The organism is Methanococcoides sp. AM1, assembly GCF_900774055.1.
Lineage (GTDB): Archaea > Halobacteriota > Methanosarcinia > Methanosarcinales > Methanosarcinaceae > Methanococcoides.
In genome coordinates this window covers 1-12,254 of the sequence record NZ_CAAGSW010000003.1, presented here as the reverse complement: position 1 = coordinate 12,254, position 12,254 = coordinate 1, and the positions used below count along the sequence as shown (strand labels likewise).

12 protein-coding genes and 1 tRNA gene are annotated in these 12,254 nt (G+C 43.1%); 10 read left to right on the top strand and 3 right to left on the bottom strand.

The features are described 5' to 3' along the window. Nucleotides 1–86: 86 nt before the first annotated feature. The 6 genes from thiC (at nucleotide 87) to E7X57_RS05205 (ending at nucleotide 6,004) form a co-directional block, all read left to right on the top strand. A complete protein-coding gene (gene thiC, locus E7X57_RS05230) occupies nucleotides 87–1,385 on the top strand; it encodes a phosphomethylpyrimidine synthase ThiC (RefSeq protein ID WP_135611302.1) in 1,299 nt (432 codons plus the stop codon). A 265-nt stretch (nucleotides 1,386–1,650) separates the two neighbouring features. Continuing rightward, nucleotides 1,651–2,358: an ABC transporter ATP-binding protein gene (locus E7X57_RS05225; RefSeq protein ID WP_135611300.1), complete on the top strand. Its 708-nt coding sequence runs from the start codon at nucleotides 1,651–1,653 to the stop codon at nucleotides 2,356–2,358. A gap of 10 nt (nucleotides 2,359–2,368) precedes the next feature. Beyond that, entirely contained in the window at nucleotides 2,369–3,616 is a 1,248-nt protein-coding gene (locus E7X57_RS05220) for a COG1361 S-layer family protein (protein ID WP_135611298.1), read from the top strand. 5 nt (nucleotides 3,617–3,621) lie between these two features. Beyond that, a complete protein-coding gene (locus E7X57_RS05215; RefSeq protein WP_135611296.1) occupies nucleotides 3,622–4,836 on the top strand; it encodes an ABC transporter permease in 1,215 nt (404 codons plus the stop codon). A gap of 92 nt (nucleotides 4,837–4,928) precedes the next feature. After that, nucleotides 4,929–5,183 carry a PLDc N-terminal domain-containing protein gene (locus tag E7X57_RS05210; RefSeq protein WP_135611294.1) on the top strand — a complete coding sequence of 85 codons (255 nt, stop codon included), beginning with the start codon at nucleotides 4,929–4,931 and terminating at the stop codon, nucleotides 5,181–5,183. A 20-nt stretch (nucleotides 5,184–5,203) separates the two neighbouring features. After that, the gene (locus tag E7X57_RS05205) at nucleotides 5,204–6,004 is read left to right on the top strand and encodes a sensor domain-containing protein (protein ID WP_167880902.1); all 801 of its coding nucleotides are present in this window, start codon (nucleotides 5,204–5,206) and stop codon (nucleotides 6,002–6,004) included. Nucleotides 6,005–6,102: 98 nt separating this feature from the next. Here the strand turns inward: E7X57_RS05205 and E7X57_RS05200 are convergent, their stop codons facing one another. Beyond that, nucleotides 6,103–6,384, bottom strand: a complete 282-nt coding sequence (locus E7X57_RS05200; protein ID WP_135612078.1) for a MarR family transcriptional regulator — start codon at nucleotides 6,382–6,384, stop codon at nucleotides 6,103–6,105. A 151-nt stretch (nucleotides 6,385–6,535) separates the two neighbouring features. On the opposite strand from E7X57_RS05200, the gene E7X57_RS05195 reads away from it, so the two are divergent. The 4 genes from E7X57_RS05195 (at nucleotide 6,536) to E7X57_RS05180 (ending at nucleotide 9,881) form a co-directional block, all read left to right on the top strand. Beyond that, on the top strand, nucleotides 6,536–7,048 hold the full coding sequence (locus tag E7X57_RS05195) for a response regulator (protein ID WP_135611290.1): 513 nt from the start codon (nucleotides 6,536–6,538) through the stop codon (nucleotides 7,046–7,048). Nucleotides 7,049–7,080: 32 nt separating this feature from the next. Beyond that, complete coding sequence (locus E7X57_RS05190) at nucleotides 7,081–8,859, top strand: sensor histidine kinase (RefSeq protein ID WP_135611288.1); 1,779 nt, start codon at nucleotides 7,081–7,083, stop codon at nucleotides 8,857–8,859. 9 nt (nucleotides 8,860–8,868) lie between these two features. After that, nucleotides 8,869–9,330, top strand: a complete 462-nt coding sequence (locus E7X57_RS05185) for a DUF3887 domain-containing protein (RefSeq protein WP_135611286.1) — start codon at nucleotides 8,869–8,871, stop codon at nucleotides 9,328–9,330. Nucleotides 9,331–9,807: 477 nt separating this feature from the next. After that, nucleotides 9,808–9,881 (top strand) — tRNA-Val (locus E7X57_RS05180). A gap of 162 nt (nucleotides 9,882–10,043) precedes the next feature. Here the strand turns inward: E7X57_RS05180 and E7X57_RS05175 are convergent. Beyond that, nucleotides 10,044–10,580, bottom strand: coding sequence for a cache domain-containing protein (locus tag E7X57_RS05175; RefSeq protein ID WP_135611284.1), 537 nt, complete (start codon nucleotides 10,578–10,580; stop codon nucleotides 10,044–10,046). 343 nt (nucleotides 10,581–10,923) lie between these two features. Then, a partial coding sequence (locus E7X57_RS05170; protein ID WP_135611282.1) for a PKD domain-containing protein occupies nucleotides 10,924–12,254 on the bottom strand: 1,331 nt, incomplete at its 5' end.

Below are 12,254 nucleotides of genomic sequence, written 5' to 3'. Positions count from 1 at the left end.
GTATGAAACATATATATGTATCATTGCTGTATTGAATCCTAAGAACCGGCTATAATCATGCTAAAAATCATTTTTTCGGAGTTACAATGACGTTAATGGAAGATGCAAATAAGGGCCTTATCACTCCAGAGATAGAACGTGTGGCAGAGGTAGAAGGTATCGATGCAGATACAGTTAGATCCTGCGTTGCAAAAGGGCTTGTAACGATCCCAAATAACATCAAGGGAAAATCCCGGGCATTCGGTATCGGGAAATATATGAGCGTAAAGATCAACGCTAACATCGGTACCTCAAGGGACTTTGTGGACATTGAAGATGAAGTTGAGAAAGCCAAGGTCGCAGTTGAATACGGTGCTGACACTATCATGGACCTTTCCACAGGCGGAGACCTTGACCTGATACGTGCAAGGATCATGGATGCAGTGGATGTACCAATAGGTACCGTGCCAATATACCAGGCTGCAGCTTCCCACAAGACCGTTGTTGATATGACATCCGATGACATGTTCAATGCAGTGCGTAAGCATGCTGAGGACGGAGTAGACTTTGTCACTGTACATGCAGGTGTCAACTACAATGCGATCGAGAGGCTCAAGAACAGCGACAGGATCACAAATATGGTCAGCCGTGGTGGTTCCTTTACCTTTGCATGGATGACACACAACGAGCAGGAAAATCCTTTCTATGCAGAGTATGACTATCTTGTTGAGATAGCAAGAGAATATGACCTTACCTTAAGCCTTGGTGATGGCATGAGACCTGGGTGCATACATGATGCATCTGACGGACCGAAGTTCATGGAATTTATCACACTCGGAGAACTTGTGAGCAAAGCAAGACAGTCCAGTGTACAGACCTTTGTTGAAGGTCCGGGACATGTTCCGTTGAACGAAGTTGAGCTCAGCGTAAGAGCAATGAAGGAACTATGTCATCAGGCACCACTTTACCTGCTCGGTCCACTTGTTACTGACATTGCACCAGGTTTTGATCACATCACCGGTGCCATCGGAGGAACACTTGCCGGCATGTGTGGAGCAGATTTCCTCTGCATGACAACACCCGCAGAACACCTTGCACTTCCAACCGTCGAGGATATACGCGAAGGAGCAACTGTTACCAAAATAGCAGCCCATGCTGCCGACCTGACACGCGATGGTCAGAAAGAGCAGGCACGTGCACTGGATAACAGGATGGCAACCGCCCGTGCAAAGCTTGACTGGGATACACAGTATGAGATTGCTATTGACACTGAAAGGGCTCGTACCATCAGAGAGAGCAGGTATAGCGGAAGCGATGCATGTTCCATGTGTGGTGAATTGTGTGCGATGAAGATCGTCAAAAGCGCACTTGAAGAGAGCAGGCAGAAGAACAATTCATCTTCCTGACCTTCTTTTCACCAATATTTCCTTTTTTGTTTTTCTCTTTATTCCATAATTCCTTTTATCGATTGGATTTCTCTTTGATTTATTTCTGCCTGATAATGATCTATATTTTTCTTCTTTGAGCCTTTGGCTTCCTTTTTGATCAGATCATTATGACATTGAGTGTATCGCCTAACTTGCCGAAATATCGAAAGACTTAAATTGAAACATAGTCATATGACATATTGTCGATAAATCGACAGATTTGTGCATATTCGGAGATGATGCGATGAGCATTCTGGCTGATCAGGATAAAAAAGGACGAGAGACTGTTATCGAAACTGTTGCTTTAAAAAAGAGCTACTATCTGACGGATGTGGAAGTACCCATACTTCACGATATTAACATCAACGTGAAAAAGGGAGATTTCATAGCGATAATGGGTCCCTCAGGTTCCGGTAAAAGCACTCTTATGAACATGCTTGGATGTCTTGACAGGCCTAATGAAGGCCATGTGATGGTCATGGGGATGGACATCAACAAGATCTCAGATATCGAACTGGCAAAGCTTAGAGGAATGGAGATAGGGTTCGTGTTCCAGAACTTCAACCTTGTCTCCAGGCTTTCAGCCCTCCAGAATGTACTTTTGCCTACCTACGCAAATCGCAGTTCGAATATCGACGTGAATGAACGTGCCCGGCAACTCCTCGATCTTGTGGGACTCTCAGACCGTATGGAACACAAGCCAACCGAGCTCTCGGGAGGACAATCCCAGAGAGTTGCGATTGCCCGGGCACTGATCAACGATCCTGCCATAATCCTTGCAGATGAGCCTACAGGAAACCTTGACTCAAAGACAAGTGTTGAGATCATGGAGCTTTTTTCAGACCTCCATAAGAAAGGAAGTACTATAATTATGATCACGCACGACCCTGAAACTTCTGAATATGCAGACAGGATCATCCATGTAAAGGACGGCTATATCAAAAATAACTAAGGTGATGATCATGCAAAGAAGCAACTTCAAAATATCAAAAGAATTGCCCACATTCGCAATTCTCCTGGTGATGTTGACAGTGATGTTGACCCCGGTATCAGCACAGGAGAACAGTGCAACAAGCCTTGATGTGGATGTCCAGAAATATGAGCCATATCCGGCAGAGATAGGACAATATGTTGACGTCTGGATCAAAGTGGAGAACTTCCGCTCAGGACAATCCGATGATGTGTCCATTAAATTAATACCCGAATATCCACTCTCCCTCGATTCCGAGAACAATGCCATCAAGAATATCGGCATACTCTCGCCTGACACTGCATCTGTTCAGGAATACCGCCTGTATGTGGATGAAAATGCAAAACCCGGAACAGCTTCTTTTAATGTATATTACAGAGGCGATAGTGATAGTCCCTGGGTAAAAGATACTTTTGAAATGAAGGTTGGATCTACGACCTTTGAAAGCAAGGGGACACTTGAACTGGAAGATATCACAGCCAACCCCGGAGTGTTCAGCCCCGGAGATACAGGGACAGTTAGTTTTACGCTTACCAATACTGCTACAGAGAATACAATAACATTCGAAGGCAAGGACTACGATACTAATGCACGTATCCAGTCCGCAACTCTTTCCGGCTCCGATATGATCCAGACAACAGGTGGTGAACAGGATGCAGGAATAATAGGACCGGGAAATTCGGTCACACTGACATTTAATGTAGAAGTTCCTGAGGATACGCCGGATGGAACATACTACCTTGACCTTTCGATTATCGGAAATTCACACGCTTACAATAACAACTGGAGAGTTCCACTTACAGTTGACAGTTCATCACTCAAAATGATCCCCTCGAAGCCCATGACACTTGTCAACGGAGAAGGAAAGATCCAGTTCGATGTGGCAAATCTTCATCAAAATACACTTTCATCCGTAAGTGTCAGACCGGAAGCTGAAGGTGTAAGATTCTCACCGAAAGAATATTTTATCGGAGCTATGAAACCTGACGAGCTCTTCACTATCGAATTCACTGCAGTAGTGGAAGAGGAAGAGACAGTAACTCCTCTTACACTTGTCGCAGAATACAGGAACGGATTCAACGAACACACAACCTCTGAAGATGTTGGTAACTTTGATCTTACGGAGGAAGACACCGGGAATGGAACTACAACTGCTGCTGCAGCCTTTGGACTTGTGATACTTGCCGGATCAACACTTTTCGTATATAGGAAGAAGAAACAGGATCAATCGCAGGAGTAATTTGCATGGTCAACCTCAGGCAGTCACTTGAGATCGCAACGGGAAGCATCTTCAACTCAAAGCTTCGCTCTACCCTTACAACACTTGGCATAGTTATTGGTGTAGCTGCCGTTATCGCAAATGTGGCCATTGGTGCAAGCTTTAACCAGTACTTTGACGAGGAGATAGGAACAATTGGATCTAACTTCGTTTATGTCGGAGCAAATGAGCCGAACATACTGTTCGATAATGAACTGGAGGTTGTCAGGAACACTCCTGGTGTTGTAAGGGCATCTCCGCTCAATGAACAGGTTGCTGAGGTGACGTACATGTCAGACTCGAGAAGGGTGACAATCATCGGGGTTACAGGCGACTATGACGAGGTCGCCAATATCCAGCTCAGTGAAGGGAATTTCCTCAAGGATAATGACCAATACGTTGCTGTTATTGGAAGCGAGATCTCCGAGAATACCTTCGATCGCAGACTGGCAAACAAGAATTCCATTGATATAACCTTCCGAAATCGTGATGGTGAGGTCATAACGCAAACCTTCCAGGTAAAAGGCATTGTCGAGAAATCCGAAGCAAGTTTCATTTCATCGGGACTGGACCCTGATACCCGCATCTTCATACCGATCTCCACCATGAACGAGATCCTATCAGTAAACGATTATTCCGCAATATTTGCAGAAGGAGAATCCATAGATACTGTCACTGAGACCTCGGATGAGATCGACAAGAGGCTCGGAAGGTATATGGGAATCTCTTCGAGAGACATGGAAAAAGATGATGTGAAACCTTACTTTATCATGGACCAGCAGGAATTGCTTGAAGAGGCAGGAAGCCTCTCAGATGCCCTTACTGCACTACTTACAGCAGTTGCACTGATCTCACTCGTTGTGGGTTCCATCGGCATCATGAACATCATGCTGGTAACGGTGACAGAACGAACATCCGAAATCGGGCTTATGAAAGCTCTCGGATACTCCAATTATGATGTCCTGACAATGTTCATCGTAGAATCCGCTGTTGTCGGAACTATAGGAGGGGTCATTGGTGCGGTCCTCGGATGCGTGGGAGCTTATGGTGCTGCAACCTTCATGGGCCTGCCCGTTGTTCTACCTGCAACAAAGATATTCGCAGGATTTGTGATCTCAATACTTGTAGGTTTAATAGCAGGCGCTTATCCGGCCAATAAAGCTGCGAAGATGAAGCCTGTGGATGCATTAAGACATGATTGAGAAGAAAGCAGATCAATCTAAAATGAGGATGAGACCAACGCCTGACATCGATGACAAAAGGATAAACAAAAAAGAGAACAAGGTGAATAAAGATGTTTGATAGCTGGATATTTTTCCCGATAAACGCAATATTGTTCCTTATGTTTGCAGGACTTGCAATAGCAAGTACAATATTCTGGCTCTGGATGCTTATCGACTGTGTAATGAACGAACCTTCACAGGGAAATGATAAGCTTATATGGGTAATTATAATAGTATTTACTCAGTTATTGGGAGCAGTGATATATTTCTTCTTCAGAAGACCAAAAAGGATCGCACAGGAAATATCAATGAGTACAGAAAATTAACAGCAAAGGAGGGAGAACATATGGTAGAAAAAGACATGAAAAGTATGATACGGGATTTTTTTGGCGTGGTCACACGTAAACAGACCTATCTGAATCTCACATACCTGCTGTTCTCTTTCCCTCTTGGAACAGCATATTTCATATTCCTTGTGACAGGCCTTTCAATGGGCCTAAGCCTTTCAATAACCCTCATCGGCATCCCCATTCTAATATTGATGCTTGTGGCCTGGTGGGAACTGGCATCCTTTGAGAGGCAGCTTGCCATCTGGCTTCTGGGAATTGATATCCCACCAATGGAGTCACAGAAGGTCACAAACCAAAAGATGACAGAAAAGCTGAAAGGATATATCATAAACCCGGTCACATGGAAAGGACTGGTTTTCCTGTTCATAAAGTTCCCACTGGGAATATTCACACTGATAGTTTCCTTCACACTGATAGCACTTACAATAGCCCTGATCGGAGTACCTCTTATCTACAAGACCAATTACATAAACTTCGGATCCTACCAGGTGGAGTCTATCGGTGTAGCCCTTATGGTTATGGCCGGAGGACTGCTTTTAGGCATCATTTCACTGCATATAATGAATGCTCTTGCAAAGGTTTCCGGAATACTGGCCTATCACCTGCTTGGAAGTACATGGTCTGCAAGCATCGATGAGAATGATTATACATACATCGATGATGTTGAGATGGAAGATGTAGAGATAGAAGACGATATCAAAGAAGAGACATCAGATGCAACAATGGAAACAACGGTGAAAGCAACAGGATCAAAAGAAGATGCTGCGGATAGAGCTGAAAGTGATCCACAGAATTGAGATGTTGTCAGAAATATTGTTTGAAACGCTTTTAGGAACAAATTGCGTTTCGGATAGTGAAGATAGATAATACCAGGGTAGTGAAGATCGATCAAAGATCAAACTTTTATTTTACCCAGATCATTGTAGAAATCAAGTATCAATAATGTTAGCTTATTGTCAAGGTTCAGGCTAAAGGTGCGTATCTGTTTGCCAAGGCGTTTCTCGGTCACGATGTTCGCTTCAAGCAAAGGTTCGATCACCCTCGCAACACTTGAATGGGAAAGGCCGGTCTCTTCCGCAATACCTGATAAGTAAGTGGACTCACCTTTGTGGTGGATAAGGTTCTTCAGAACAGTTATCTGTGCCGTCTTTCCGAATATTTTTTCAAGAGCATCCATTAATATCATCGTTAAATATACAATAATAACTTATAAGACTTTCTAATAATTGGCTGGCAGATTCAAAATATGAAGAGACTTTATTATATTTCGAAAGGCTTTAATAACATCATTCGTTTATATCTAGATATATTTCAAAGTTGTGGTATATATGGAAAAGGAAACGCTTGACAAAGACATCCTGAGACTTCTCGAGGAAAAGCCGGATATCAGCACCAAAGAAATTGCAGAAAAACTATCTGTTTCTGAAGACGTGGTGGCAAAAAGAGTAGAAGCCCTTTCAGATACCCGAGAGAAGATCCTTATCGTGGATGATGAGCCTGATGCTGTCATGGCTACCAAAAGAGCACTTGAAGCAGATGGATACAATGTTATCGATGCAGGAAATGGTGCTATGGCATTCGATCTCCTGAGATCCGATATCCCTGACGTGATCCTTCTCGATGTAATGATGCCGGATATGGACGGCTTCGAGGTATGTAAGAGACTAAAAGAAGATCCTGTATACAGGAACATACCCATCATAATGCTTACTGCAAAAGGAGAGATCGATGACAAGGTAGGCGGCCTTGATATCGGAGCAGATGACTATATTATAAAACCTTTCAACCTGAAGGAACTGAAAGCAAGGATCAAAACGGTGCTAAGAAGAGCACAGGAATGATACTTATAACGCACTTTTTGTGCTGAAACCTCATGTTTGCCAGAAAAAGCAGATGGAATGCGATCATCGTTCTTTTCATAACGATGCTCTTTATAAGCTCGATCCTTTTTCTAGGGATCAGGGCCAACACTGAGGTTGAAGAGCAGTTCATTGACCAGTTCACACAGGGACAGACATCACAGGCACAGCAGATCTCTACCGGCATAACGACTTTCCTTAATGAGAAGGTTACAATGCTGGAAGTTCTTTCCATACAACCCCACCAGATACCGGATGATAATTTTGAAAGTACCTTTGCCAACATATATGAAAAATCAAAGGGATTTTACGTTATTGAATATGTGGACAAGAATGGAACTATAATATCGGGTTATCCTAAAGAGAACACACCGCTTGGATACAACCTGTACGAGAATGAAAATAATATCCCTTTTGATATAATACAGCAAACCGGTGAAACTTATATTACCAATCCACTAACCACATTTGAGAAAGAACTGGCAATATATGTCTGGGTACCTGTATACGTCGGTGAAGACGATTTTGAAGGTTCCTTTATCGCAGTTATCGAGATCGATGAGATCGCTGAAGAGACGATAAAAACGGAAAATCCTGCAGGATACATCTACCTGATCAACGACCATGCAAGACTTCTCTACGATAGTGCTGAGACAGAACTTATTGGAAAGAACTACTTTGACATTGTGAACGAACCTGATGTCAGCCGCCTTGAAATAATCGGAATGCAGACAGAAGGGCTTTCCGGCAATGGCAGCTTCTCGGAAAGGAATGAGAATGGTTTCCTTGAAAAGAAGATCATATCCTACGAACCTGTAATATGGAAGAACCAGCAGTGGTCCGTGGGTGTTGTTACACCGCTGTGGTATGTGGAATCCCTAGTCCAGTCAATATACATTAAGCAGGGACTCTTTGCGATGATCTCTGTTGCATTCATCCTCTTCATCGGTTCATTTATAGCACTGATCCTGTTCTCCTGGAACAAGACACTTGAGGATGAAGTAAAGAGTAAGACATCAGAGCTGGAAAGGTCGAACGACTACCTGCAAAATGCCAACCGGAAACTGAAAGAGCTTGACCGGCTCAAGAACGATTTCGTATCAATGGTATCACATGAACTGAAAACGCCATTGACCGCAATGAAGACCTCCAGTGAGTTCATGAAGGAAAGTGAATGCAACCCTGAGATCAAGGAAGAGATGCTTGACCTTATCATAAGGAACATCGACCGTCAGGCAAGAATGGTGGACGACCTTCTGGACATCTCACGCATTGAATCCGGCAAGATGAAATTCAATCCGGAAGATGTGAATATAAGGAATATCGTTGAGACTTCACTGCAGACAGTTGAAAAGCAGGCTAAGGACAAAGGGATAGACATTAGGGTCGGATATCCTGAAGAGAGCCTTACCATCAAGACAGATAAGGACAAGCTTATCAGGGTGTTTGTGAACCTCCTGACGAATGCCATCAAGTTCACACCGCATGATGGAGAGGTGGAGATCAGCGTAACGGATGCCGGAGATCATATTCAGGCAAGTATCAGAGACAATGGTATCGGCATACCTCCTGAAAAGCGGGAGAAGATATTCGATAAGTTCTACCAGGTGGACAGTACCGCCACAAGAAAAGCAGGCGGTACAGGACTTGGACTTGCGATCATCAAAGGAATTATAGATGGACAGGGCGGCACCATATTCGTGGAAAGCGAGGCCAACAAGGGCAGTACTTTCACATTCAGATTACCAAAAGAGCTAAAGGAAGAAGACTTCACAGAGATAGAACAGTATTAAGGGTGAAACATGAAATTAAAGATCAAAGCATTATTGATTCTCATCATTGTAGCAGCGATATTCCAGAGCGGATGCACCTCCATAGATGAAGAAAGCTTCAATGCCGATATTGAAGGATATGCGGACCCTATTGCAGAAAATGCACTCCAGGCCATCAATGAGCAAAATTATACCAAATTTTCCGCTGAACTGGATCCGACGATGAAAAAGGCATTCACAGAAGAGATATTTCTGAAGTCTGCATACGTCATTCAGGATGAGCTGGGCAACTATAGTTCTAAGGAACTGCTGGAGATCAATGCTGCTGAAAAGCATACTGTTGTTATATATCGTGCTAACTTCGAGAAAGAGACCGATGATGTTATCTTACGGCTGATATTCGTAAATTCAGACGGTCAGGTGGAACTCAGGGGAATCTGGCTTGAATCAGCACAATTAAAGAAACGTATGGCTCTGGAAGAGAGAATTTAATCTCCATAGCTTCTTTTTTTACTCTTTTTATTTTACCCTTATTTTTTCTGATCAAAGTTCAGTTCCAGTTGCAAAAACCCGGAAAGGTATAGAAATAAAAGCATAAAAGCATAAAGGCATAAGGACAGCAGGAATACAAGGATCTTATCTTAAAAAATGAACAAAAAGGATAGCATCAGAAGAGAACTTCGAGTTGAAAAGGAGTGTGTGGTGTTTGTATGTGTGTGTTAGGGTAGTGACTCATCAGTTGTCAAGTAACTACTCAAAGTTCTCTGCCAATGTACAATACAATAAATGCCCGAATTATACTTAAACCTTTCCATAAATAGACGGGTTTTTTGAAATATGCTTCGTTATATAATTGCAATCATAATTAATTGCCGTTAACCTTATAGCCCATCAAGTCCATGTGATGGTTCAGTGGCACCTGAAAATTGAAGAAAATCAAGATATCAGGCACCTAATTAAAACAAAAATGGGCTCGTGGTCTAGCTGGTTATGACGTTGCCTTCACACGGCAGAGGTCGGGTGTTCGAATCTCCCCGGGCCCATCGTATTCTATTCATTTGAATTTCGCGATGAAGAGCTTTGATCTTGCTGTTTTAGATTTCTAATTGTGACTTCCGTTTGACTATAAGGGAGGTGGTGAGCGTAGCTCATCGCCTCAGTCCGCGCTCCAGAAGCGTAATCTGGCTGCAGAAACGTGACCTGGCTCATTCAACGTAGAAGCCGGACCCCACAAGATATGTCTCGTTTCCAATATAAGTTATCTTGATGAACGTATGCTTCATTGAAGGCTCAGTCTCACCGGGCTTTGGCCAGTAGTAATCGACCCACCCTTCTCCATCTTCACTTAAAGCAGTCTCGATGAAGACCCTACCTATGGGTTTGCCGTTGAAATCCTCAAGTCCGCTCATGTCCTTGCCTTCACCGCTCAGATCCGGCGGATAGACGACACGTATCCCGTCAGTCCTCCAGACGAATATATAGGAATCATCGTGGAACCACTCACTGTTGTTCTCCCTGAATTCAGGAAATGCCAGCTTTCCATTCTCTTCTATCAGGCCAATAGCCGCATTGACCTGGGATATAGTATACTCTTCCTGTAAAGACAGATCGCTCTGATCCTCTTCAACGGTCTGATCCTCCTGCTCATAAACGGATGCATCGTCTGGCTGCACACAACCAGAGGCCACCAGTAATAGGGCAGCCATAAGTAGCATACAAAGTATGGTTTTAAAATCGCTCATATTGTACCCCCTGTTGGAAAAATGAATTTAGATCGTTAAGTTTAATTTTACTTTATGAAAGAAATAGATATGCTTTGGGGTTTCGGGTGTGGAGTAAATTGATTAATTGTCTTAGCGTATTCCACCACTCTTTGAACTTTATTCAAATAATGTGCACTTCCAACTACGATTGTAGCAAGTCCCTAGATAAAATCAGCTATCTTTCAGTAACACTTTTTGTAATAATTAAGTTGAGATGTCACTTGCAGACGATCTTAGAATCAATTTCTAGCTCGAAAAAAGAATGCACAAAACCCGGCTCAATCACCGGGAATGTGCACGAATTGACCTTATTTGCAGATGATCATGGCCTAATCTGGACCCTACCTTTCAATATTGGTGTTATCGGATCTGCAACATCATCTTCACCCGACATGTTATCGTAGACTATTACATTATTGTTGTCTTTGTCCCAGATCTTTATCCTGAGCATATCAGTATCGTAGTCTGGTGTGCGTCCTGCATCAATTACCGATATCAGGAACTCATAGTTGCCCTCACCGTTGACAGTACCATTTCCTTTGTAAATGGCCTTGTGACCCGCAACAACCATCCATTCATAATCGACGGAATGGAAATTCAGATCCTCAAACTCGAACTGCGTCTTGCCTATCAGCACACCTTTCTTGTACTTTGAAGTGAAATCGAATGTTGCCACTCCCGTAAGGCCAGGATCAGCCACATATGCCCCCGCAGGTGAGTCGAAACTTCCTCTACAGGCTACAGATCCGCTTGTTGAATCATATACAAGCACATACCGGAAGTCTGTATCACTGCCACCATCATCGTCCTCAACAATGAATGTGACATTGTACAAACCAGAGGTCGCATATGTGTGATTTGCATCCACAACACGGTCACCCGGGGGTATAATAATATCAATCTCATCTTCTGTATTATCTCCCCAGTCTATGGTATAATTATGAGTATCTTCGATACCAGGATCAAGGAATTCTGCAGTTAAATTCACTTTAGTACCAACTTCAACTGGTTCAGTTTCCAACACAGCAAGGGATGTTATGTTTGGTGCGACATTGTTGACAGTTACTGTCGTACTATCAATATCTGAAAACATATCATCAGAAACCCTAACAGCAACTGTAAAAGTTGCATTGTCGTACCATATATTAGTGGGTGATTGGCCAGTTGCATTAACATCAAAGTTTACACCATCATAGTTGAAATCCCACTCGAATGTCAACGTATCTCCATTAGGATCGGTAGAATTACTGGCATTGAAAGTTATTGGAGATCCCTCATCACCCATATAGGGACCGTTGGCGTCTGCCACAGGTGGCTGGTTTGAGGGTGTCACATTGATATAACCGGTCTTGACTTCGGAAGCAGTTCCATTGATATTACTGACAGTTAGATTGACAGTATACAAACCAGCTGTATCATACGTATGAATTATATTCTGACTGGAGTAATCCTCGGTACCGTCAGCATCAATATCCCAGGACCATGACGTTGCATTGGTTGAGAGATCAGTAAACGCAATACTCAGAGGAGCAATACCTTCAGTTACATTAGCACTGAAATCGGATACCGGAAGTATAGGAACTGATGTCACATTGATATAACCGGTCTTGACTTCGGAAGCAGTACCATTGATATTACTGACAGTAAGATTGA

What these genes read in the sequence shown, in the direction of transcription:
- thiC (WP_135611302.1), top strand. Translation starts at nt 87, where the DNA reads ATGACGTTAATGGAAGATGCAAATAAGGGCCTTATCACTCCAGAGATA.
- E7X57_RS05205 (WP_167880902.1), top strand. Translation starts at nt 5,204, where the DNA reads ATGGTAGAAAAAGACATGAAAAGTATGATACGGGATTTTTTTGGCGTG.
- E7X57_RS05220 (WP_135611298.1), top strand. Translation starts at nt 2,369, where the DNA reads ATGCAAAGAAGCAACTTCAAAATATCAAAAGAATTGCCCACATTCGCA.
- E7X57_RS05175 (WP_135611284.1), bottom strand. Translation starts at nt 10,580, where the DNA reads ATGAGCGATTTTAAAACCATACTTTGTATGCTACTTATGGCTGCCCTA.
- E7X57_RS05185 (WP_135611286.1), top strand. Translation starts at nt 8,869, where the DNA reads ATGAAATTAAAGATCAAAGCATTATTGATTCTCATCATTGTAGCAGCG.
- E7X57_RS05210 (WP_135611294.1), top strand. Translation starts at nt 4,929, where the DNA reads ATGTTTGATAGCTGGATATTTTTCCCGATAAACGCAATATTGTTCCTT.
- E7X57_RS05190 (WP_135611288.1), top strand. Translation starts at nt 7,081, where the DNA reads ATGTTTGCCAGAAAAAGCAGATGGAATGCGATCATCGTTCTTTTCATA.
- E7X57_RS05195 (WP_135611290.1), top strand. Translation starts at nt 6,536, where the DNA reads ATGGAAAAGGAAACGCTTGACAAAGACATCCTGAGACTTCTCGAGGAA.
- E7X57_RS05225 (WP_135611300.1), top strand. Translation starts at nt 1,651, where the DNA reads ATGAGCATTCTGGCTGATCAGGATAAAAAAGGACGAGAGACTGTTATC.
- E7X57_RS05215 (WP_135611296.1), top strand. Translation starts at nt 3,622, where the DNA reads ATGGTCAACCTCAGGCAGTCACTTGAGATCGCAACGGGAAGCATCTTC.
- E7X57_RS05200 (WP_135612078.1), bottom strand. Translation starts at nt 6,384, where the DNA reads ATGGATGCTCTTGAAAAAATATTCGGAAAGACGGCACAGATAACTGTT.